This is a genomic window from Aminobacter sp. GW821-FHT11F06, from assembly GCF_058808215.1.
In genome coordinates, this window is the sequence record NZ_JBXARL010000007.1 from 303,243 (window position 1) to 323,589 (window position 20,347).

General features: G+C 62.5%; 24 protein-coding genes. 8 read left to right on the forward strand and 16 right to left on the reverse strand.

Annotation, left to right across the window (positions count from 1 at the left end):
* Positions 1–22: 22 nt before the first annotated feature.
* Entirely contained in the window at positions 23–394 is a 372-nt protein-coding gene (locus tag AC1RTB_RS18795; protein WP_492880013.1) for an MAPEG family protein, read from the reverse strand.
* 84 nt (positions 395–478) lie between these two features.
* On the opposite strand from AC1RTB_RS18795, the gene AC1RTB_RS18800 reads away from it, so the two are divergent.
* Entirely contained in the window at positions 479–871 is a 393-nt protein-coding gene (locus AC1RTB_RS18800) for a winged helix-turn-helix transcriptional regulator (RefSeq protein WP_492880012.1), read from the forward strand.
* A gap of 12 nt (positions 872–883) precedes the next feature.
* On the opposite strand, the gene AC1RTB_RS18805 is transcribed toward AC1RTB_RS18800, so the two are convergent.
* The 3 genes from AC1RTB_RS18805 to AC1RTB_RS18815 all read right to left on the reverse strand — a co-directional run bounded on the left by AC1RTB_RS18805 (position 884) and on the right by AC1RTB_RS18815 (position 2,749).
* Positions 884–1,135: an exodeoxyribonuclease VII small subunit gene (locus AC1RTB_RS18805; RefSeq protein WP_055978295.1), complete on the reverse strand. Its 252-nt coding sequence runs from the start codon at positions 1,133–1,135 to the stop codon at positions 884–886.
* A gap of 3 nt (positions 1,136–1,138) precedes the next feature.
* Positions 1,139–2,065: a histone deacetylase family protein gene (locus tag AC1RTB_RS18810; RefSeq protein ID WP_492880011.1), complete on the reverse strand. Its 927-nt coding sequence runs from the start codon at positions 2,063–2,065 to the stop codon at positions 1,139–1,141.
* Positions 2,066–2,131: 66 nt separating this feature from the next.
* Positions 2,132–2,749, reverse strand: coding sequence for a TetR/AcrR family transcriptional regulator (locus tag AC1RTB_RS18815; RefSeq protein WP_492880303.1), 618 nt, complete (start codon positions 2,747–2,749; stop codon positions 2,132–2,134).
* Positions 2,750–2,933: 184 nt separating this feature from the next.
* Here AC1RTB_RS18815 and AC1RTB_RS18820 point away from each other — a divergent pair, with 184 nt between their 5' ends.
* Positions 2,934–4,154 carry an MFS transporter gene (locus AC1RTB_RS18820; protein ID WP_492880010.1) on the forward strand — a complete coding sequence of 407 codons (1,221 nt, stop codon included), beginning with the start codon at positions 2,934–2,936 and terminating at the stop codon, positions 4,152–4,154.
* A 102-nt stretch (positions 4,155–4,256) separates the two neighbouring features.
* The gene (locus tag AC1RTB_RS18825; RefSeq protein WP_492880009.1) at positions 4,257–5,465 is read left to right on the forward strand and encodes an MFS transporter; all 1,209 of its coding nucleotides are present in this window, start codon (positions 4,257–4,259) and stop codon (positions 5,463–5,465) included.
* Positions 5,466–5,506: 41 nt separating this feature from the next.
* Here AC1RTB_RS18825 and AC1RTB_RS18830 read toward each other — a convergent pair whose 3' ends face one another.
* The 3 genes from AC1RTB_RS18830 to aroC all read right to left on the reverse strand — a co-directional run bounded on the left by AC1RTB_RS18830 (position 5,507) and on the right by aroC (position 8,885).
* Positions 5,507–6,490: a hypothetical protein gene (locus AC1RTB_RS18830; protein WP_492880008.1), complete on the reverse strand. Its 984-nt coding sequence runs from the start codon at positions 6,488–6,490 to the stop codon at positions 5,507–5,509.
* Positions 6,491–6,569: 79 nt separating this feature from the next.
* A complete protein-coding gene (gene ribB / locus AC1RTB_RS18835) occupies positions 6,570–7,667 on the reverse strand; it encodes a 3,4-dihydroxy-2-butanone-4-phosphate synthase (protein WP_492880007.1) in 1,098 nt (365 codons plus the stop codon).
* Positions 7,668–7,784: 117 nt separating this feature from the next.
* Positions 7,785–8,885: a chorismate synthase gene (aroC, locus tag AC1RTB_RS18840; RefSeq protein WP_492880006.1), complete on the reverse strand. Its 1,101-nt coding sequence runs from the start codon at positions 8,883–8,885 to the stop codon at positions 7,785–7,787.
* Between the two features lie 283 nt (positions 8,886–9,168).
* On the opposite strand from aroC, the gene AC1RTB_RS18845 reads away from it, so the two are divergent.
* A complete protein-coding gene (locus AC1RTB_RS18845) occupies positions 9,169–9,432 on the forward strand; it encodes a DUF1344 domain-containing protein (RefSeq protein ID WP_492880005.1) in 264 nt (87 codons plus the stop codon).
* A gap of 18 nt (positions 9,433–9,450) precedes the next feature.
* Here AC1RTB_RS18845 and AC1RTB_RS18850 read toward each other — a convergent pair whose 3' ends face one another.
* The 4 genes from AC1RTB_RS18850 to AC1RTB_RS18865 form a co-directional block, all read right to left on the reverse strand.
* Positions 9,451–10,038, reverse strand: a complete 588-nt coding sequence (locus AC1RTB_RS18850) for a histidine phosphatase family protein (protein WP_492880004.1) — start codon at positions 10,036–10,038, stop codon at positions 9,451–9,453.
* Between the two features lie 18 nt (positions 10,039–10,056).
* Positions 10,057–10,875, reverse strand: coding sequence for an enoyl-ACP reductase FabI (gene fabI / locus AC1RTB_RS18855; protein ID WP_476787524.1), 819 nt, complete (start codon positions 10,873–10,875; stop codon positions 10,057–10,059).
* Positions 10,876–10,986: 111 nt separating this feature from the next.
* Positions 10,987–11,928 carry a DnaJ C-terminal domain-containing protein gene (locus AC1RTB_RS18860; protein WP_492880003.1) on the reverse strand — a complete coding sequence of 314 codons (942 nt, stop codon included), beginning with the start codon at positions 11,926–11,928 and terminating at the stop codon, positions 10,987–10,989.
* A gap of 88 nt (positions 11,929–12,016) precedes the next feature.
* A complete protein-coding gene (locus tag AC1RTB_RS18865; protein WP_492880002.1) occupies positions 12,017–12,481 on the reverse strand; it encodes an RT0821/Lpp0805 family surface protein in 465 nt (154 codons plus the stop codon).
* Positions 12,482–12,523: 42 nt separating this feature from the next.
* On the opposite strand from AC1RTB_RS18865, the gene pdxH reads away from it, so the two are divergent.
* Positions 12,524–13,141 carry a pyridoxamine 5'-phosphate oxidase gene (gene pdxH / locus AC1RTB_RS18870; protein ID WP_492880001.1) on the forward strand — a complete coding sequence of 206 codons (618 nt, stop codon included), beginning with the start codon at positions 12,524–12,526 and terminating at the stop codon, positions 13,139–13,141.
* A 42-nt stretch (positions 13,142–13,183) separates the two neighbouring features.
* Here the strand turns inward: pdxH and AC1RTB_RS18875 are convergent, their stop codons facing one another.
* Both AC1RTB_RS18875 and AC1RTB_RS18880 read right to left on the reverse strand, forming a co-directional pair.
* Complete coding sequence (locus tag AC1RTB_RS18875; protein ID WP_492880000.1) at positions 13,184–13,936, reverse strand: crotonase/enoyl-CoA hydratase family protein; 753 nt, start codon at positions 13,934–13,936, stop codon at positions 13,184–13,186.
* Between the two features lie 26 nt (positions 13,937–13,962).
* Positions 13,963–15,741: an acyl-CoA dehydrogenase family protein gene (locus tag AC1RTB_RS18880; protein ID WP_492879999.1), complete on the reverse strand. Its 1,779-nt coding sequence runs from the start codon at positions 15,739–15,741 to the stop codon at positions 13,963–13,965.
* A 180-nt stretch (positions 15,742–15,921) separates the two neighbouring features.
* On the opposite strand from AC1RTB_RS18880, the gene AC1RTB_RS18885 reads away from it, so the two are divergent.
* Both AC1RTB_RS18885 and AC1RTB_RS18890 read left to right on the forward strand, forming a co-directional pair.
* Positions 15,922–16,137 carry a hypothetical protein gene (locus AC1RTB_RS18885; RefSeq protein ID WP_492879998.1) on the forward strand — a complete coding sequence of 72 codons (216 nt, stop codon included), beginning with the start codon at positions 15,922–15,924 and terminating at the stop codon, positions 16,135–16,137.
* A 161-nt stretch (positions 16,138–16,298) separates the two neighbouring features.
* Positions 16,299–17,393 (forward strand): glycoside hydrolase family 25 protein, encoded by a 1,095-nt coding sequence (locus AC1RTB_RS18890; RefSeq protein ID WP_492879997.1) that lies wholly within the window; start codon positions 16,299–16,301, stop codon positions 17,391–17,393.
* Here AC1RTB_RS18890 and purD read toward each other — a convergent pair.
* The 3 genes from purD to AC1RTB_RS18905 all read right to left on the reverse strand — a co-directional run bounded on the left by purD (position 17,390) and on the right by AC1RTB_RS18905 (position 19,259).
* Positions 17,390–18,664, reverse strand: a complete 1,275-nt coding sequence (gene purD, locus AC1RTB_RS18895; protein ID WP_492879996.1) for a phosphoribosylamine--glycine ligase — start codon at positions 18,662–18,664, stop codon at positions 17,390–17,392. The genes AC1RTB_RS18890 and purD overlap by 4 nt on opposite strands.
* Positions 18,665–18,735: 71 nt before the next feature.
* Entirely contained in the window at positions 18,736–19,008 is a 273-nt protein-coding gene (locus AC1RTB_RS18900; protein ID WP_492879995.1) for a Txe/YoeB family addiction module toxin, read from the reverse strand.
* Positions 19,005–19,259, reverse strand: a complete 255-nt coding sequence (locus AC1RTB_RS18905) for a type II toxin-antitoxin system Phd/YefM family antitoxin (RefSeq protein WP_492879994.1) — start codon at positions 19,257–19,259, stop codon at positions 19,005–19,007. The genes AC1RTB_RS18900 and AC1RTB_RS18905 overlap by 4 nt, the downstream gene beginning before the upstream one ends.
* Positions 19,260–19,360: 101 nt before the next feature.
* On the opposite strand from AC1RTB_RS18905, the gene ubiA reads away from it, so the two are divergent.
* A complete protein-coding gene (gene ubiA, locus AC1RTB_RS18910; protein WP_492879993.1) occupies positions 19,361–20,344 on the forward strand; it encodes a 4-hydroxybenzoate octaprenyltransferase in 984 nt (327 codons plus the stop codon).
* Positions 20,345–20,347: the final 3 nt, after the last annotated feature.

Genomic DNA, 20,347 nt, shown 5'->3' on the forward strand with positions numbered 1-20,347 from the left:
CCGCCTGCCAGCGTGAACAGTGTCACCCAAACATCAGGGCGCCAGCGCCGAGGAGAAGCGCGCCGTAGGTTCCCACCATGCCGGGCGCGCTCAACGGCGTTTTTCCCGTCATCATCCCCGCGACGTGAAGGCAGCGGCCAACAACCAGCAAGCCGGCGATGGTCCACAGCATCGCCACCGGCGCCTGACGATATTCGGCGAGCGCGAGCAGGATCAGGGCAAGCGGCACATATTCGGTGAAGTTGCCCTGGGCACGGATGCGCCGCATCAAGGTGGTGTCCTCACTCAGGCCGATCTTAACCCCGACCTTTTTGCGCCGCAGGCTTACCGCAATGCTCAGGACGACCAGAGCGACAGCCGCGAGCGCGGCGGTCGTCGACGTTATTGGCAGCATGGCTTTCCCTCCCAACCGGACCTTGCCCGGTCAGCTAATCATTTCTCACTTGCATTTTGCAAGTTAAAAATCCACCATGCTGCCATGACCCAGTTCCGTTCCGCATGCCCCATCGCCTCGGCGCTCGACATCGTCGGCGACAAGTGGTCGCTTGTGATCATTCGATCGATGGTGATGGGTGCGACGAGCTATTCGGATTTCCTGTCGACGCCGGAAAAGATCTCGACCAACATCCTGGCCGAAAGGTTGCGGCGCCTGGAAGACGCCGGCCTCATCGTGCAGGCACAGTCACGCAAGGGTGCGATCCGGGGCGCCTATGCGCTGACCGCGAAAGGCGCAGCACTCATTCCCGCCCTGCAAGAGCTTGCCCGCTGGGGTGAAACGCAGATACCGGACCGCTGGACAGCGCCGGAACGCTTCTATGCTGCACGGCCCGGCGATTTTATGGGCGGCGACGGGGGTGCCGCCGCGGGCTGAACGGGACGTCGCTCACTCCGCGTCGAGCGGCTCCGTGCCCACCGGCTTGCCGTCGCGGGACAAGCGAATCTTTTCGACCTTGTCCTCGGCTGCCTTCAACAGGCGGTCGCAATGCGCCTTCAACGCCTCGCCGCGCTCATAGATCTTGATCGACTGGTCAAGCGGCACGTCGCCACGCTCAAGATCGTCGACGATCTTTTCCAGTGCCGCAAGCGCCTGTTCGAAGCTCATCGCCTTGATTTCGTCATTGGGCTCAGCGGCCATGGTTCATCCTTTCATCAGGCGTGTGACGTGGGCGGCCACCGAAAAGGCCAGCCCGTGAAGATCGTAGCCACCCTCAAGCAGGCTGACGAGACGATTGCTGGAGTGGCGTGCAGCACTATCCATCAATTGCCCGGTCGCCCAGTCGAAATCGGCTTCGGTCAGATTGATCTCGGCCAGCGGGTCGCGATGATGCGCGTCGAAGCCGGCCGAAATGATGATCAGGTCGGGCGCGAAACGCTCGAGAGCGGGCAAAACGCGCGAGCGGATCGCCTCGCGAAAATGATCGCTGCCGGTGTTGGGCGCGAGCGGTGCGTTGACTATATTGCCCGCACCCGTCTCACTTTTGGCGCCGGTGCCGGGAAACAGCGGCATCTGGTGCGTCGAGCAATAAAGCACTGATGGATCGTCCCAGAAGATGTCCTGGGTGCCGTTGCCGTGATGCACGTCCCAGTCGATGATCGCTACCCGCTCGGCACCGTGCTTGCGCTGCGCATAGCGCGCCGCGATCGCTGCATTGTTGAACAGACAAAAACCCATCGCCGTGGTCTTTTCGGCATGATGGCCCGGCGGGCGCGAGGCGACGAAGACATTGTCGATCTTGCCGGAGAAGACATCGTCGACCGCGGCGTTTGCGGCACCGATCGCGGTGAGAGCCGCCTGCCAGCTTTTCGGGCTCAGCGTGGTATCGCCGTCGATCGTGGCGAGGCCTTCGGTGGGTACCTGCCGGCGGATCTTTTCGACAAATTTCTCGGGATGAACGGAGAGAATTGTCTGTTCGTCACCCATGGGTGCTTCGGCACGATCGAGCATTTCGAAAGGCTCGTCGTCGAGCGCGCGCTCGATGGCGCGCAGCCTGTCTGGGCGCTCGGGATGCCCCGGCGTCGTCAGGTGCTCCAGATAGATGGGGTGGGAATAGAGCCGGGTGGTCATCACCCCACCTTATCAGCAATGGCCGGCCAGACCATGCAGTACCTGTCAAACCTCTGGGGAAATCGGCTACGTGATGCCGGTGCCGACCGAGGATGAGTGAAGTTCAATTGGGGGCTGGCCGTTGAGCAGGAGCCCCTCCATGAGCGCTCGGAAAGCCTTCACAGCTTTCTCGGACGTCGCGCCGGGGTCCTCGGAGGTGGCGATCCACTGCGCTGCGTAGAGCGAAGCGCCACTGATCAGCCGTGCCATCGCTTCCGGGTCGATATCACGTATGACGCCCTCCTGCTTGAGCGCAGCGAGGTTCTTCGTGATCGCCAGGATACATGCGTTGGCATTGGGCCATTGCGCCGGATCGCCGAGGACTGCCGGGCCGTCGCGCAACACGATGCGCTGAATTTCCGGTTCCAGCGCCATTTCGACATAGGCGATGTTCTCGTCGACGAAGCCCTGCCAGCGGGTCCTGGCCTTGGCGGAGATGGCACTGAGGCGTAACGACATCTCATGGTCGATCTGGGCCACCACGGCCTCGAACAGACCCTTCTTGTCTCCAAAGTGATGATAGAGCGCGCCACGCGTGAGCCCCGCCTCGGCGGTAAAATCGTCCATTGATGCATTCGCGTAGCCCACCGTCGCGAATGCCCGCCGCGCGGCAGCAGTTAGCTTTGCACGTGTTTCAGCAATCATCTCGCTGCGGGGTTTGTGCGCAGTCCTCATAGTTTCTTACCTGCCGGTCCCATTCACATACGTCGCGTATATTTATTTCGCATACGACGCGTATGGTAATTGACATACGCGTCGTATGCAATTATTTCCTTTACATACGCCGCGTATGTAAGTGGCAGACCCTCAAATTGCCAGGAGTGCTCCGATGCACAATCCTTATGGTGAGATCTTCAGAACCCCGGGAGCCAAAGGCTTCGCAGCGGCTGCTTTCATCGCCCGGCTGCCGATAGCCATGGCCCCCATCGGCATTGTCGCGATGCTGTCGCAGGCGCGTGGTGAATATTGGCTGGCCGGTGCCGTCGCGGCCACCTTCGCCTTGACCAATGCCTTTGCCGCCCCGCAGATTTCTCGCCGGATCGACCGTCTCGGCCAGACTGCCGTGGCTGTACCCACCACGATCATCTCCGTCATTGCCTTCGTCACATTGCTCATTGCAACCCGTTATGACTGGCCGGCCTGGACGCTGTTCGTCTCGGCCTTCCTGGCGGCGGCCATGCCGAGCGTGCCAGCCATGGTTCGGGCGCGCTGGACCGAAATCTTCCGCAATCGGCCGGAACTCAACACGGCCTTCGCCTTTGAATCGGTCGCCGACGAAATGGTCTACATCGCCGGCGCCTCGCTTTCCGTCGGCCTGAGCGTTGCCTTGTTCCCGGAAGCCGGCATGCTGGCCAGCACACTGTTCCTGGCCCTCGGCATGGCAGCCTTCATCCTGCAAGGGTCCAGCGAACCCAAGGTCAGGGACCCGGAACGTGCAAGCGGCGGCTCGGCGATCATGTTGCGACCCGTTCAGATCATCACGCTGGCGCTTGTCTTCATCGGTACGATCTTCGCCGCCGCTGAGGTCGCCGCCGTTGCGATCACCAAGGAACTTGGCCAGCCGACCGCCGCCAGCCTGGTCATTGGCGTCTATGCAGCCGGCTCCCTCGTCGTCGGCCTGATTGTTGGCGCGTTGAACCCCAAGGCACCGAAAGAGCGGCTGCTCGCCATCTCGATCGCCATCGTGGCGCTGACCACCTTGCCGTTGCTGGTCGCCAACACGGTGCCGCTGCTCGCACTCGCCATTTTCTTCAGCGGCGTGGCGATCTCGCCCACCTTCATCATGGCCTTCGGCCTGATCGAGCGACGGGTACCCGAGGCCATGCTGACCGAAGGCATCACTTGGGTGATGGCCGGCATGGGCATAGGCATGGCGCTGGGTGCGTTCGTAACTGGTTGGGTCGTCGACAATTTCGGCGCCCAGAACGGTTTTTGGGTGTCCGTGGCCGCAGGCACGATTTCCTTTGTGATCGTCCTTCTGGGCCAGAATACGCTTGCGAGAGAACACGAGGTCGAGCTACCGCAACTCGCACCACAAGCAGCGGAATGAGGCCCACAGGATTCCAGGCCTCCCGACAGCACTAACGAGCCGCCCCATCTGGTGGCTCGGCCGCCCTCGAAATCTCAGCTTTCCCCGTCCCCGGTGACATCCATGCGTAATCCATACAACGAAATCTTCAATGCGCGTGGCGCCAAGGCATTCTCGGCTGCCGGCTTCATCGCGCGCCTGCCGCTGGCCATGATCACGCTCGGCATCGTCACGATGCTGTCGGAAACACATGGCGAGTACTGGCTCGCCGGTGCTGTCGCTGCCACCTTCGCCTTCGCCAACGCGCTGATCGCACCTCAGGTATCGCGCCTCGTCGACCGCTACGGCCAGCGCCGCATTCTCATCCCCGGCACGATTGTCGCCGTCTCTGCCTTGAGCGGCCTGATGCTCGCCACCCACTACTCGGCACCCAACTGGACACTGTTCGTGTTTGCCGTGCTGGGCGGCACGATGCCGAGCATGAGCGCCTTCGTTCGGGCGCGCTGGACCCAGATCTATCGCGGCACGCCGAAGCTGCACACCGCCTTTGCGTTCGAATCGGTGGTCGACGAAGTCATCTTCATGACCGGCCCGATCGTCTCCATCGGCCTCAGCGTGGGCGTTTTTCCCGAGGCAGGACCGCTTGTCGCCACTGTGCTTTTGGCCGTCGGCAACTTCCTGTTTGCGGCGCAACGCTCGACCGAGCCGCCGATCCACGCCCAGGACATCAGCGGCGGGGCTTCGGTCATCCGTCTCGGCTCGATGCAGATTCTGGTGCTGACGCTGATTGCCATCGGCGCGATCTTCGGAACCGCCGAAGTGACGGCCGTCGCCTTCGCCGAGGCCCAGGGCGACAAGGCTGCCGCGGGCTTTGCGCTGTCTGCCTACGCCGCAGGCTCGCTCATCGCCGGGCTCGCCTTCGGCGCTCTGAAACTGAAGCTTCCGCTGCCCAAGCAATTGCTGCTGGCCATCACGCTCGCAGCACTCACCACCTTGCCCTTGCTGATGGTCGGAAACATCCCGACGCTTGCGGTGGTCCTGTTCGTCGCCGGTGTCGCTGTCTCGCCGACCATCATCATCTCGATGGCGCTGGTGGAGCAGCTGGTTCCCTCGTCCAAGCTGACCGAGGGCATGACCTGGGCGATCACCGGCATCGGCATCGGCATGGCGCTCGGATCATCGGCCTCGGGCTGGGTCATCGACGAGTTTGGCGCCACAAGCGGCTTCTTCATCTCGATGCTGGCCGGCCTCCTGGCCTTGCTCGTCACCCTGCTGGGTCAGAGCAGCCTTTTGCGGTCGGCGCGTGGCCTGGCCGCGGTTCCCGCTGAGTGACAAAAAACGCGGCTCACCTCAGTGGGCCGCGTCATCAGCGCTCAGGCATTTTTCGGAGCACCATCCCAGCGAGAGGCTTCGCCCGAGCCGAACGCCTTTTCCTTCAGCTCGCAGAACCTCGACGACGCCTCTTCCAGCTTGCGGTCCCATTCGGCATTGGGCACCTGGCCTTCGATGACCTTGAAATAGACCTGCATCAGCGAAGCGACCGCAAAGGGTTCGATCAGCGCCGATTTGAACGCCCAGGCAAAGACGATCGCCAGCACGAAGGCCCAGCCGCCGAGTTGCCCCGGCATCAAGTAGAGGATGGCGCCGGCGGGTGCCAGCATGAACAGGAAGATCGCCAGCGATACACCCCAGACGACCAGGGACAGCCAGACAGCGTTCTTGACCATGGTCTTGCCGTTTTGAGCGTAAAGCACGATGCCCTGCCGCGCGCTCAACCACGGCGAATTGCTGCCGATGCGGATGTTGTAGCCGAGAATGATCTCGTCAACATAGGTCAGCGACATGCGGATGACCGTGTTGATGAACCTGACCAGCCCATTCAGGCCTGGGATCGGCAGGAAAGCGGCAATGCCGCCGACCAGGCCGGCGATCGTGCGGATCACACCCTTCACCAACTGATCGAGAACGAACAGGACGCTGGCCTCGGTGAAGCGCGTGGCGACGACATCGCGGGCATAAGAGAGCTGGTCCTGCCCCCCAGGGATTTCGCGCCCATCGATCAGATGGACCATGACAGCGATGTGTCCCGCCTTGACGATGTAGAGGATGTACTCGCGGACCCAGTAGACCGCGATCGAGACAACGCTGAAGCCAGCGATGCCGCCCCATAGCGCAAACGACATCGCACTGTCAGGATCGGCAGCGGCGTGCCCTAACCCGTAGCCGAAGCCGGCGCCCGCCCCCGTCGCTACGATATAGGCAAGCGTGATGCCGAAATAGACGACCATGCGCAGCACGATGAACGGCCATGTGCGCGCCATGATCGCCAGGCTACGGCCTATGCTGAAATCCCACATCCCCAGCTCTCCCCCAAGAGTGGGCAGAGAATGCGCTACCCCTAGCGGAAGTCAATCACCCCCGCCGAGGCAGCAAGAATCAGCGGATTTCGGTCTTGGCGATGCGGATGCCGAAGCCCTCGAGGCCGACATAGTGGCGCTCGCGCGAAGCAATCAGGTTGATCGAAGAGATGCCGAGATCCTTGAGGATCTGCGCACCGAGACCAATCTGGCGCCATTCGTCCTCGCGGTGGCGCGCCTCTTCGTGGTCTTCACGCTCCGCTGTCGGGCGGTTGCGGCCGAGATTGGAAACGCCGACCGAACCTTCACGCAGGTAGACGATGACGCCGCGGTTGCACTCGCCGAAGGTCTTCATGATGTCGCCCAAGCGATTGCTGGTGCCGAACACATCGGTCACCACGTCTTCGGTGTGCAGGCGCACCGGCACGTCCTCGCCGTCGCGAATGTCGCCGAAGACGATGGCGAGGTGATGCATGACGTCCCAGGGCAGCGTGTAGGTGATGGCTTTCGCCTTGCCCGCCGGGGTTTCGATGTCGAAGCTGTCGACACGCTGGATCAGCGTCTCCTGGCGCTGGCGATAGGCGATGAGATCGGCGACCGAAACCTGCTTGAGGCCGTTCTTCTCGGCAAAGGCAGCAACCTGCGGGCCACGCATCACAGTGCCGTCGTCGTTGACCAGCTCGGAAATGACACCAACCGGCGGCAGGCCAGCGAGCTTGCACAGGTCGACGGCGGCTTCGGTATGGCCCGAGCGCATCAGCACGCCGCCCTCGCGCGCGATCAGCGGGAAGATGTGGCCGGGACGGACAAAATCCGAACCGCCGACATTGCCATTGGCAAGGTTGCGCACGGTGAGCGTGCGGTCCTCGGCGGAGATGCCGGTGGACGTGCCGTGCTTGAAGTCGACGGAAACGGTGAAGGCCGTGGTGTGGGCGGAATCATTGTCGGCGACCATCGGCGCAAGGTTGAGACGCCTTGCGTCTTCCTTGAGCATTGGCGTGCAGACGATGCCTGAGGTGTGCCGCACGATGAAGGCCATCTTCTCGGCCGTGCAGTGCACGGCGGCAACAATCAGGTCGCCCTCGTTCTCGCGCCCGTCGTCGTCCATCACGACCACGATCTCACCGCGCTCGAAGGCCCTGAGCGCTTCGACGATTTTCTTCTGATCGTAGGCCATGGCTTGGTCACTCGGTGCGTTTGTTGTTCTGAAGCAGAGTAGGGCATTAGGGCAGTAAGGCAGTAGGTTTTTCTGCATGCAGAGCGAATTGCCCTACTGCCATATTGCCTTACTCCCCTAAATCCTTCCCGTCTGTCCGCGATGGCGGAGATAATGGTCGGCAATCGCGCAGGCAACCATTGCCTCGCCGATCGGCACGGCACGGATGCCAACGCACGGATCATGCCGGCCCTTGGTCATCACATCGACGTCCTTGCCGTCCTTGTCGATGGATTTGCGCGGCGTCAGGATCGAGGAGGTCGGCTTGACGGCAAAACGCGCGATCACTGCCTGTCCAGTCGATATACCGCCCAATATACCGCCGGCATGGTTGGACAGGAAGTGTGGCACCCCATCATTGCCCATGCGCATCTCGTCGGCATTCTCTTCGCCGGTGATGCGCGCGGCCTCAAAACCGTTGCCGATCTCGACGCCCTTGACGGCATTGATCGACATCAAGTTGGACGCGATGTCCTGGTCGAGCTTGCCATAGATCGGCGCACCCAGCCCTGCTGGAACACCCTCGGCGACGATCTCAATCACCGCGCCGACCGATGAGCCAGACTTGCGGATGCCGTCGAGATAATCGGCGAAAATCTGGACCGAAGCCGCGTCGGGCGTGAAGAACGGGTTTTCGGCACTGCCGATGAAATCCCAATCCCAATTTGCGCGGTCGATCGACTTCACACCCATAGACACCAGCGCGCCGCGCACGACGAGGCCGGGCACGACCTTGCGGGCAATCGCACCGGCCGCCACGCGCGCAGCCGTCTCGCGCGCCGAGGAGCGTCCGCCGCCGCGATGATCGCGCAGGCCGTATTTGACGTCATAGGTGTAGTCGGCATGGCCAGGACGATACTGCCGAGCGATCTCGCCATAGTCCTTGGAACGCTGGTCGACATTTTCGATCAGCATCGAAATCGGCGTGCCGGTCGAGATCAACGTCTCGCCGTCCTCGTCCGTGATGACGCCCGACAGCACCTTAACCTCGTCGGGTTCGCGGCGCTGGGTGACGAAACGCGACTGGCCCGGCTTGCGCTTGTCGAGTTCGTCCTGGATGTCCTTCAGCGTGAAGCGGATACCGGGCGGGCAGCCGTCGACAACGCAGCCAAGTGCCGGCCCATGGCTTTCGCCCCAGGTGGTAACGCGAAACAGGTGGCCGAAGGTGTTGTGCGACATGCAAAGGACCCTTTCCGGCAGGTGCCGGGGTATGGCCGCGTTCTAGCGCATGGCCCCGAAAAGTAAAATTCCTTTTCGAAAAAGGAGCATGCGCCCATCGAATTTGACGGATCGCCTGCATGTCCATTCGGGCGCGAAGTGCCCGACTCGCCGTATTAGCGGTGGTCAAACTGTGATCGGAGCCGATTTAGTTTTGACACATTCGGTTGGTTTCTGCTTCCTTCCGACCGCCCCGTATGTTTTGCCTCGCGCTTCGCGGGGCGCAGAGAAAAAGAGGACGACAATGCCTACCCTTATTGGGCGTACCCTTATTGGCGCCGTTGCCGCCGTGCTCATGATGTCTGGTGCAGCACTGGCCGCCGAAGCCGAAGGCCAGGTCAAGTCGGTCGACAAGGAAAAGTCGGTCATCACGCTCGACAACGGCAAGACCTACAAGCTGCCGGGCGAGTTCGATGTCGACAACATCAAGCCGGGCATGGAAATCCTGCTGGCCTATGACGTGGTCGGGGGCGAAAACCTGATCACCGACATGGAACTGCCGCAGTAAACGCGACATTCGCGGCCGCTAGAGCCAGTCCAGGCGGCCGTTTTCCAATTTCAGCACGCGGTCTTGGGGCGTATCCAGGGCCGCGGCTTTGTTTTTGGGCAGGTCTTCGACAAGCCTGAAGATCGCGCGCATGACCCCGCCATGGGTCACGCAGACCGTCGGTCGCGCAACCTCCGCCAGCCAGGGACGGATACGGCGGGTGAGCATTTCATAGCTCTCCGCATCCTTGCCCGGCGGCACGAAATCCCACTTGTCCAGTTGCCGTGCAGCGCTCACGCCCGGTTCGCGGGCTTCGAGTTCGGCGAAGGTGAAGCCCTGCCAGTCGCCGAAATTCACTTCGATGAGCCGTGCGTCAGTGCGATAGGCCAAGGGATCGAGCCCCATCGCAGTTCGCACGCGCTCCATCGTCTCGCGGGTACGCCGCATCGGGCTTGCCACGAAATCGAAAGCCTCGGGATCGGGAACAAGCTCGGCGAGCCTACGACCATTGCGGTCGGCCTGCTCGCGCCCGAGAGCATTGATGTCGATATCGGCCTGCCCCTGCAGACGTTGCTCGGCGTTCCAGGGCGTTTGGCCGTGGCGCACGAAATAGATGAGCGGGGTCATGTCGAGCCTGGTTGGAAGTCAGTCCTTCACGGCTGCGATATCGGGCGCATCGACAGCCTTCATGCCGACGACATGGTAGCCCGAATCGACGTGATGCACTTCACCGGTGACGCCGCGCGAAAGGTGCGACAGGAAATAGAGCCCGGCGTCGCCAACCTCCTCGATCGAAACGGTGCGGCGCAGCGGCGCGTTGTACTCGTTCCACTTCAAGATGTAGCGGAAGTCATCGATGCCGGATGCGGCAAGCGTCTTGATCGGGCCGGCCGAGATCGCGTTGACGCGGATATTCTTCGGGCCGAGGTCGACGGCAAGATATTTGACGCTTGCCTCGAGCGCGGCCTTGGCGACGCCCATGACGTTGTAGTTCGGCATCACCTTTTCGGCGCCGTAATAGGTCATCGTCAAAAGCGAACCGCCATCGGTCATCAGCTTCTCGGCGCGCTGGGCGACTGCCGTGAAGGAATAGACCGAAATGTCCATGGTGCGCAGGAAGTTGCCGTGGCTGGTGTCGACGTAGCGGCCAGTCAGTTCGTCCTTGTCGGAGAAGCCGATGGCGTGCACGACGAAGTCGAGCTTGCCCCACTTCTTTTCCAGCGTCTCGAAGCAGGCGTCGACGGTCGCCATGTCGGTGACATCGCAATGGCCGCAGACAAAAGCGCCGATTTCGGCGGCCAGCGGCTCGACGCGCTTCTTCAGCGCATCGCCCTGATAGGTGAAGGCCAGTTCCGCGCCCTGGTCGGCGCAAGCCTTGGCAATGCCCCAGGCAATCGATCTGTTGTTGGCGACGCCAAGAATAAGGCCGCGCTTGCCGGCCATCAGGCCCTGTCCACCCGCCATATGAGCGCACTCCAATGCATGATTTGTTTGGGAGAGCCTATCGCATAGGCAAGTTGCGCCTTCAAGCGTTGATACGCCGACGCAGTGGCCGGCGTCGTCGCCGGCCTGCTTTCAGTCGCTGGATTTGCGCATCAGCTCTTCGAGTGCCGCATCGCCGCCTTCGGGCAGCATCACGCGGACATGAGCATACATATCGCCGTGGCCGCCCGCCTTTTCAGGCAGGCCGCGCCCCTTGATGCGCAAAACCTTGTCCGAACTCGACCAGGCCGGCACCTTGACGGCAATGCGCCCGGTCGGTGTTTCCACCGCAAGCTTGGCGCCGAGCACGGCATCGCGAAGCTGGACCGGCAGATCGGCATGCAGGTCCCTGCCCTCGACGCGGTAGCGCGGATGACGGCGGAACCTGATCTTGACCAATGCGTCGCCGGCACCGCCAAAACCCTGTTCGCCCTGGCCCTTGAGCCTGATCGTCTGGCCGTCCTCGACATATTCCGGCAGCTTGACCGCCAGCTTGCGGCCGTCGGGGAACATCGCGGTGACCTTTGGCGCGGTCGCGGCTTCCTCGATGGTCACATCGAGCGTGACATTGACGTCGGCGCCCGGCTGGGCGCGCTGTCCGCCACCCATGCCTGCCCCGGCACCGGGACCAGCACCGCGCTGGCTGAAGGAATCGCCGAAAATCTGGCTGAAAATGTCACCGGCATCGAACGATTGGCCGCCCGGGCCACCGGAACGGAATTCGAACCGCGAGCCACCGTGCCCGGCCTGCTGGCGGCGGAAGCCGCCGAACGGATCACCGCCGGCAGCGCCTTCAAAGCCATGGAAGCGCTGCTTGCCTTCGGCGTCGATCTCGCCGCTGTCGAAGGCCGCCTTTTTCTTCTCGTCGCCGAGAATCTCGTAGGCTTGGTTGGCCGCGGAAAAGCGTTCCTTCGCCTTCGGATCGTCAGGGTTCTGATCCGGGTGATGCTTCTTGGCGAGCTTGCGGTAAGCCGCCTTTATGTCCTTGGCCGAGGCGTTCTTGGCAACGCCCAGCACCTCATAGGGGTCGCGCATGCGTCATTCCACAACAGAGAAAAGGGTTGGTTCCTCCCTATATGCGCTTGGCTAGGAAGAAATTCCAGAGGCGGAAATGCCGCAATCGTCAGGCCGGTTCGAATGCCAGCATCTGCCAGGCGCCGGCACCGGCAGCACAAACCTCGCCCTTGAACAGGCTGACACCGTCAAAACTCTCGCGCGAAGCGGCGAATTCGCGGCACAGCACGCCGCGCTCGGTGCTTTCCACAAGCGCACTGATGGCGCCGCGCGAACCGGTCTCCGCATTGGCCCAGGGAATCGCCTTGCCCTTCAGCTCGGCGATATCGGCTGATGAAACCGCGTTGCGGATCGTCGTCTGATCGGCCAGCCGATTCGCATCGGTGGTCCGGTTCACGTCATCCGGGATCTTGCTGGTCACAAGGCTGCGATCCACCTCGGCCTTTTCCAGGCTGAAGCCGCCGGCGCCACAGGCGCTGATCGTCGTCAGGCTCAGCAGCAGCACCACCTTGAAGGATCGGAACCCGAATTGTGGGAGGCAATGGCCCTCAAAGGCTTGCGCGAAGCGCGACAATAGGCATTCTCCCGGTCGGAAATGGCAGGTCGAGTAAAAGCTATGACGGACTCAGAGTTAACAAGCAGTGACTTCACCGAGAGCGCGGAGCCTTTCCGGCTTTTTGCCGCGTGGCTCAAGGACGCCACGGCCAGCGAGCCGAACGACCCCACGGCACTAGCGCTAGCGACCGTCGACACCGACGGGCTGCCAGACGTGCGCATGGTGCTGCTCAAGGGTTTCGACGAACACGGCTTTGTCTTCTACACCAATTTCGAAAGCGCCAAGGGCCGTGAGATCCTGGCGACGATGAAGGCCGCCATGTGCTTCCACTGGAAGTCGCTGCGCCGTCAGGTGCGGGTACGCGGCCCTGTGGAAATCGTCACCGATGCCGAGGCCGACGAATATTTCGCCACCCGCCCGCGCGGCAGCCGCATCGGCGCCTGGGCGTCGAAACAGTCGCGCCCGCTCGAAAGCCGATTCGCGCTGGAAAAGGCCGTGGCCGAATACACTGCCCGCCATGTCGTTGGCGAAATCCCCCGCCCGCCGCATTGGTCGGGATTCCGCATCGTGCCGAGCCAGATCGAATTCTGGCACGACCGTCCGTTCAGGCTGCATGACCGCGTCGTCTTCAGCCGCAACGCAGAAGGCGGCTGGGACAAGGATCGGCTTTATCCTTGAGAATCCTTGAGACTCGACCTCCCCACAAGGGTGAGGGTAAGATCAGCCCTTCTTGCGTGACATGAAGGCGACAAGCGCCGCACGCGCTTCGTCGGACTTGAGCCGGGCGCGGAAATGCGCGCCCTCTTCCTTGATGCGGGCGACAAGCTCGGAACGGTCGCCACGCATCAGGTCGCGTGCGATCTTCAGCGCCTCAGGCGGCTTGGCCGCGATCTCGCGGGCTGCGGCAAGTGTTGCCGCTTCCAGCTCGTCTTCGGCGACGACCTTGTAGATCAGTCCTGCGGCCAAGGCGCGGTCGGCCGGAAAGCCCTCGCCGAGCCCGAGCAACGCAAAGGCGCCCTGATGGCCAAGCACCTGCGGCGCAAGCAGGCTGGAGCCCGCCTCAGGCACCAGGCCAAGGTCGACGAAGGGCGTGCGGAACACAGTGCGGGGCGTAGCGAAGGTCAGGTCGCAATGCAGGTTGATGGTCGTGCCGATGCCAACGGCGATGCCGTCGACACCCGAGATGAGGGGTTTTTCGGTCTTGGCGAGCGCCAGCAGGAAATCCCAGACCTCGCCGCCACCTTCGCCACCTGATGCAATCACCATGAAATCGGCAAGGTCATTGCCGGACGAAAACGCGCCGGGCACGCCAAGAAAGACATGGCAGCGTACCGCCGGATTGGCATCGCCCGCGACAAGTGCTGCCGCCATCTCGGCATACATGGCCCGGGTGATGGCGTTCTTCTTGTCCGGACGGTTCATCCGGATGATCTGCACGGCGTCCTGCCGTTCGATGAGAATGTGGTCGCTCACGTCAGTCTCGTCCCTCGTCCCAGATGTCACGCCGAAATCAGCGCCGTGGCGGCAGCGGCAAGGCTGCCTGCGCCACCGGTGATGCGGTCCTTCAGTGCCGCCGTCTCGCCGAGCAGGTTTTCGGCGAAGAACCGGCAAAGGGCGATGCGGTTCTGATCGCCGTCGGCAAGGGCCGCGCGCGCCAGATAGGCCCCGCCGGCCACCAGTGCGAACAGCCTGAGATATGGCGTGGCCCCAGCCAGCGCATCGTCCGTTCGGCCGTCGCTGAGCTTGATTTGCAGATCGCGCGTGGCGTCCTGCAGATCGTCGAGCGCCTGATCGAGATTGAGTGCTGTGCGGCCATAGTCCTTGGAGTTCATCGCAGCGACAGCAATTGCGATGCCATCCAGCTCCTTGATGTAGCCGAAGACATGCTCGCCGCCGCCAAGCGGCAGCTTGCGGGTCACAAGGTCGATCGCCTGGATGCCGTTGGTACCCTCGTAGATCGGCGCGATGCGGGCGTCGCGCAGAAGTGCGGCGGCACCGGTCTCTTCGATGAAGCCCATGCCGCCATGGACCTGCACGCCGAGCGAAGCGACGTCGACGCCGACATCGGTGGCAAAGGCTTTCGCGACCGGGGTCAAAAGATTGGCGCGGTCCTGCCAATGCGCCTTGTCGGCACCTTGCGAAACCCGGGCCATATCGATGGCATGCGCACAGGAATAGGCAATGGCACGCGCGGTCTGGGTCAGCGCCTTCATGGTCAGCAGATTGCGCTGAACATCCGGGTGGTGGACGATGGGCGCCATGCCCTCGCCCTTGTAGGACGACGCCTTGCCCTGGCGACGGTCGTTGGCATAGGCAAGCGCTTTCTGGAACGCGGTCTCGGCAATGGCGACGCCCTGTATGCCAACCAACAGCCTCGCATTGTTCATCATGGTGAACATGCAGGCGAGGCCGCGATGTTCCTCACCGATCAGCCAGCCGACGGCGCCCGGCTCGCGGTCCTTGGCAAAACCGTCGCCATAAATCATCGTGCAGGTTGGCGAGGCGTGGATGCCGAGCTTTTCCTCCAGACCTGAGCAGAACACATCGTTGCGCGCACCCGGCGTGCCGTCCTCGTTGAGCAGGAATTTCGGTACCAGAAACAGCGAGATGCCGCGCGTGCCTGCCGGCGCATCGGGCAGCCGCGCCAGCACCAGATGGACGATGTTGTCGGTGAAATCATGCTCGCCATAGGTGATGAAGATCTTCTGCCCGAAGATGCGGTAGGTGCCGTCATCGGCCCGCTCGGCGCGGGTGCGCAATGCCGCAAGGTCCGAACCGGCCTGCGGCTCGGTCAGGTTCATCGTGCCCATCCATTCGCCGGAGGCGAGCTTGGCGAGATAGGCAGCCTTCAGCTCGTCGGAGGCATGTTTTTCCAGCGCCTCGACCGCTCCCATGGACAGGGTCGGGCCGATGCCGAAGGCCATCGAGGCCGAGTTCCACATTTCAAGGGCAGCGACCCCCATCATGGTTGGCAGGCCCTGCCCGCCATATTCCTCGGGCCCGTTCAGGCTGTTCCAGCCGCCCTCGGTCCAATGCTTGTAGAGTTCTTTCCAGCCAGGCGGCGTGGTCACCGCAGCGTTCTTGAGTTTGGCGCCCGTCCTGTCGCCGACCTTGTAGAGCGGCGCCACCTCCTCGGTGGCGAAGCGCCCGGCCTCGCCCAGGATGGCGTCGATCAGGTCTTCGCCAAGGTCGCCGAAGGTGCCGGCGTCGAGCGCGGCCTTGAGGCCCGCGACATGCTTCAGCGCAAAAGCTATTTCTTCCACCGGGGCGCGATACATGACGCTTCCTCCTGCCTGACCTGATGAACTGCTGTCGCGGCCTCACCACCGCCTAGCATGCACACTAGCCGCGTTCTTTCGGCGAGGGGAAGTGACTTTTTACGTAAACGTCAAATTTTTGGCCGCACTTTGCACCAAAGTCTCAGGTGGGTAGAAGACGCGAAATCAAGAGGAACGACCATGCTCGCCCGCCCCGACGCCTATAGCTGCATCGAATGTGGCCTGCCCTACCGTTCCGAAGGCTTTTGGTATCACGGCGGCAAGATCGAGGATGGCGCCGCCTACTGGACCGATCGCGGCATCCTGTGTTCGCCGAAATGCTCGCTCGACCACCATCGCAAGCGCGCCGCCGAAGGCACACTTCCAACCGCGCCCGCACCTGATCCGTTCGAGTGACAGCGCCCCCTGTCGCTTTCAACCTAGGGGCGGTGGAGCTTTATCAGCATTTCCTTAACCATGGCGGTTCACCATCGGCTCGTCACCGAGGATCGCCTTTGAGGGGACTGGCGTCTAAGCTTCACCGTCTTGCGCTCGCTGCGCTCACCGCCGCGTGGACATTGCACCTTCCTGCGGCCTCCCATGCATCCGACTTCTCCGAACCGTGGAAGAAGGTCGACCGCGCGCTCGTCATCGATGCGTACGAATACAATTCCATCGACTGGCAGAAGCTGTCAGGCGACAAACGCATCGTCGGCTTCATCAACAAGGCCTCGGACGGCTTGCCGCCACCTTATTCATGCTCCGGCGATGAAACGGCCTACAAGCTGTGCAAGGCGCTGTGGAAACGCCATGCGGTGACCCGCGAGCTGTTTCATACACGCAAGATCGTCGCCAAAGCGCTCGGCCTCAAATGGGGCGCCTACCACCTCGCCCGTCCCGGCAATCCGATCGAACAGGCCGACAACTTCCTCGACTTCGCCGAGCCCGGTCCCGACGACCTGATGGCCATCGACATCGAAGACAACGATCCAGCAAACTGGATGTCGCTGGAGGACGCCGAGTTGTTCGTGCGCCGCATCTTTCAGCGCACCGGTCGCTACCCGATCCTCTACACCAATGGCACGACGTCGCGTTACATCGCCGACAACCGCTACCGCTACCGGCTCTTGTCGCGCCTGCCTTTGTGGTATGCGCGTTACAAGCCCGAGATCGGCATCCATTTTCCGAAAGGCAACTGGCAGGGCTATTCGCTGTGGCAGTTCTCGGCCCAGGCCAATTGCGGCATCAACCGCTGCCCCTATCGCGTCGCTGGCACGCCCAATGACATCGACGTCAACGTCGCGCCGATGGACGCGGAGGGCTTGCGCAAGGTCTGGCCGTTCGGCCAGCTGATCGAAACGACCGACGAGTTCATGGTCAATGTGCCGGTGCCGATCGCGCGCGACGACGGCCTCAAGGGCGAAGGCCGCATCACCTACGCCTCGGTCGCCTATCCGGTGCGCCTCGATCTTCTTGCCGAGACGCTGCGAGCAAGCTGGAATAATGCCGTTCTCGGCGCCCTGCCGGCGATCAACCCGCCAGCGAGCCGCTATGCCAATGGCATGGCGGAATATGTCGCCTCAAGGCTCGACCAGCGCCTGCGCGAAACCCGCAAGGTCGAACTCGATCCGGTCTCGACCGCTTCCACCGAACTGGACAGTGCCGGGCGCTAAGCCTGTTCGCGTTCGACCGCGCGCCAGCCGATATCGCGCCGGCAAAAGCCTTCCGGCCAATCGATCAGGTCGACAGCCGCATAGGCCTTTTGCTGCGCTTCACCAACGCTGTGGCCCGTCGCCGTGACGTTCAACACGCGCCCGCCATTGGCGACGATCTTGCCGCCCAGCAAAGCCGTGCCGGCGTGGAACACCTGAGCGCCTGAGGCTTCCGCCTCGTCGATGCCCGAAATGACCGAGCCTTTTTCCTGCGTACCAGGATAACCCTTGGCCGCCATAACAACCGTAAGTGCCGCCTCGTCACGCCAGCGCGCCGAAACATGGGCCAGCTGGCCATCGGCGGCGGCGTTAAGCAGCACGAGAAGGTCTTCCTTGAGCCGCATCATCAGCACCTGGCATTCGGGATCGCCGAAGCGCGTGTTGTATTCGATCAGTTTCGGGCCTTTGTCGGTCAGCATCAGGCCGGCGAACAGCACGCCGGCAAACGGCGCGCCCATTTCCGCCATGCCGCGCATCGTCGGCTCGATGATCTCGCGCATCGTCTGTTCGATCAGCTCAGGTGTCATCACCGAAGCGGGAGAGTAGGCGCCCATGCCGCCGGTGTTGGGCCCGACATCGCCGTCGCCGACGCGCTTGTGGTCCTGCGCGGTGCCAAAAGGCAGCGCCGTCTTGCCGTCGCAGAGGCAGAAGAAGCTTGCTTCCTCGCCGGTCATGAACTCTTCGACGACGACGGAAGCACCAGCACCGCCGAATGCGCCATCGAAGCAGCCATCCACCGCTTCCAGTGCCTCATCCAGCGTCATCGCCACCGTCACGCCTTTTCCGGCAGCGAGGCCATCGGCCTTGATGACGATCGGCGCGCCCATCTTTTCTACGTAAGCGCGAGCGTCGCCAGCATTATCGAAGCGGCCATAAGCGGCGGTCGGAATATCGTAGCGGGCGCAAAGATCCTTGGTGAAGCCTTTCGACCCCTCAAGCTGAGCTGCCTCGCCCGACGGGCCGAAGACGCGGATGCCAGCTGCGCGCAGGTCATCGCCAATGCCCGCCACCAGCGGCCCCTCGGGACCCACAACGACAAGGTCGATGCTCTTGTCCTTGCAGAAGGCGGCGACAGTTGCATGATCGGCAATGTCGAGCGCCACCAGTTCGGCTTCCCTAGCGATGCCGGGATTGCCCGGCGCGGCATAAAGCTTGGTCAGCATCGGCGACGCCGCAAGCTTCCAGGCCAGCGCGTGTTCGCGGCCGCCGGAGCCGATGAGGAGAACATTCATGCGAGTGACCTCTTGCCGATGCGGGATATGCACCCGCTATTGGTCGTGGCGGCCAAGGTCAAGCTCGCCGCCTACCGACTGTAGTGAAAACGGCACGCGGATATCTCTAGCGCCTGGGCATCACCGGTCCCGATGACACGATAGACCAACCGATGTTCGTGATTGATACGCCTGGACCACCATCCCGACATTTCGTTGCGCAATGGCTCAGGCTTGCCGATTCCCGCAAACGGGCTGCGTTGTGCATCCCGGATCAATTCATTGAGACGGGTCGTCATCTTCGCGTCAGTGCTCTGCCAGTAAAGGTAATCTTCCCAGCCTTTGGCAGTCCACAGAAGTTTCACGGTTCGATCAGCTCATGTTCCTCGAGCTTGCCGGCATTGGCCTCTTCGATCGATTTCAGCAGCCTTTCAGCGTTTGCGGGGTTGCTGAGCAAGTACAGTGTCTCCTTCATCCCCTCCCACTCGGAAAGTGCCATCACCACCACAGGCTCATGGTTTTGCCGCGTGACGATCAGTTCCGTCCGGTCTTCCTCGACCTTGTCAAAATGCTTGGCCATGTTGGCACGAAGTTCAGTAAGCGTGACATAGGTCATGACGACCTCCTTGATCCATTTCCGTACATATATACGTACATATCGCTCGTATCAAGGCAGAGCGTCTTGACGCCCGCCCGCGCCGCTGGCACTCCCATCACATGGAACAGATCCAATCGAAAGCCGGCCAGGGCCGGGTCGCCGACGCCCCTAGCGGACACTGGGTCTACCGCGCCCTGCCGCGCGGGCTGTGGCCCTACGCCCAGCTCGCGCGTTGGGACCGGCCGATCGGCTGGGTGCTGCTGTTGTGGCCGTGCTGGTGGTCGGCGGCGATGGCGGCAAGCGCTTTTGCGCGGCCCGGCGACAGCCTGATCTCGCTGTTGCCCTCGCCATGGCTCCTGGCGCTGTTCCTGATCGGTGCCGTCGCCATGCGCGGGGCCGGCTGCACCTACAACGATCTCGTCGACGAAGGCATCGACGCCCAGGTCGAGCGCACGCGTTCGCGCCCGCTTCCCTCCGGCCAGGTCAGCCGCCGTCAGGCGTGGTTGTTCATCGTGCTTCAGGCCGTGGTCGGGCTTGTCGTGCTGTTGCAGTTCAACAGCTTCACCGTCCTGCTCGGAATCTCGTCGCTGGCCATCGTTGCGATCTACCCGTTCATGAAACGCATCACCAACTGGCCGCAGTTCGTGCTCGGCCTTGCCTTTTCGTGGGGCGCGCTGATGGGCTGGGCGGCCGAGTTCGGCGACATCGACGGACCGGCAGTGCTGCTCTATTTCGGTTCGATCATGTGGGTGATCGGCTACGACACGATCTACGCCCACCAGGACAAGGAAGACGACGCGCTGGTCGGCGTGAAATCGACCGCGCGCTTCTTCGGCGAAAACACCAAATCATGGCTGGTCGGGCTTTATGGCGGGGCGCTGATGCTGTTTGCCACCGCTTTTGCCATCGCGCAGGTGCCGATGCCCGCGCTCGCCGGCCTTGTCGCCGCCGGCGCGCATATGATCAGGCAGATCGTGACGCTCGACATCGACGATCCAGACCAGTGTCTCAGGCTGTTCAGGTCGAACGGCCAGATCGGCTGGATCATCTTCATCGGCCTGATCTGCGGCGGCGCCTGGGTGGCGCTGAAGCCGCTGATCTAGATA

Coding starts and splice junctions, on each gene's coding strand:
- AC1RTB_RS18795 (WP_492880013.1), bottom strand. CDS start 394: ATGCTGCCAATAACGTCGACGACCGCCGCGCTCGCGGCTGTCGCTCTG.
- AC1RTB_RS18800 (WP_492880012.1), top strand. CDS start 479: ATGACCCAGTTCCGTTCCGCATGCCCCATCGCCTCGGCGCTCGACATC.
- AC1RTB_RS18805 (WP_055978295.1), bottom strand. CDS start 1,135: ATGGCCGCTGAGCCCAATGACGAAATCAAGGCGATGAGCTTCGAACAG.
- AC1RTB_RS18810 (WP_492880011.1), bottom strand. CDS start 2,065: ATGACCACCCGGCTCTATTCCCACCCCATCTATCTGGAGCACCTGACG.
- AC1RTB_RS18815 (WP_492880303.1), bottom strand. CDS start 2,749: ATGATTGCTGAAACACGTGCAAAGCTAACTGCTGCCGCGCGGCGGGCA.
- AC1RTB_RS18820 (WP_492880010.1), top strand. CDS start 2,934: ATGCACAATCCTTATGGTGAGATCTTCAGAACCCCGGGAGCCAAAGGC.
- AC1RTB_RS18825 (WP_492880009.1), top strand. CDS start 4,257: ATGCGTAATCCATACAACGAAATCTTCAATGCGCGTGGCGCCAAGGCA.
- AC1RTB_RS18830 (WP_492880008.1), bottom strand. CDS start 6,490: ATGTGGGATTTCAGCATAGGCCGTAGCCTGGCGATCATGGCGCGCACA.
- ribB (WP_492880007.1), bottom strand. CDS start 7,667: ATGGCCTACGATCAGAAGAAAATCGTCGAAGCGCTCAGGGCCTTCGAG.
- aroC (WP_492880006.1), bottom strand. CDS start 8,885: ATGTCGCACAACACCTTCGGCCACCTGTTTCGCGTTACCACCTGGGGC.
- AC1RTB_RS18845 (WP_492880005.1), top strand. CDS start 9,169: ATGCCTACCCTTATTGGGCGTACCCTTATTGGCGCCGTTGCCGCCGTG.
- AC1RTB_RS18850 (WP_492880004.1), bottom strand. CDS start 10,038: ATGACCCCGCTCATCTATTTCGTGCGCCACGGCCAAACGCCCTGGAAC.
- fabI (WP_476787524.1), bottom strand. CDS start 10,875: ATGGCGGGTGGACAGGGCCTGATGGCCGGCAAGCGCGGCCTTATTCTT.
- AC1RTB_RS18860 (WP_492880003.1), bottom strand. CDS start 11,928: ATGCGCGACCCCTATGAGGTGCTGGGCGTTGCCAAGAACGCCTCGGCC.
- pdxH (WP_492880001.1), top strand. CDS start 12,524: ATGACGGACTCAGAGTTAACAAGCAGTGACTTCACCGAGAGCGCGGAG.
- AC1RTB_RS18880 (WP_492879999.1), bottom strand. CDS start 15,741: ATGTATCGCGCCCCGGTGGAAGAAATAGCTTTTGCGCTGAAGCATGTC.
- AC1RTB_RS18885 (WP_492879998.1), top strand. CDS start 15,922: ATGCTCGCCCGCCCCGACGCCTATAGCTGCATCGAATGTGGCCTGCCC.
- purD (WP_492879996.1), bottom strand. CDS start 18,664: ATGAATGTTCTCCTCATCGGCTCCGGCGGCCGCGAACACGCGCTGGCC.
- AC1RTB_RS18905 (WP_492879994.1), bottom strand. CDS start 19,259: ATGACCTATGTCACGCTTACTGAACTTCGTGCCAACATGGCCAAGCAT.
- ubiA (WP_492879993.1), top strand. CDS start 19,361: ATGGAACAGATCCAATCGAAAGCCGGCCAGGGCCGGGTCGCCGACGCC.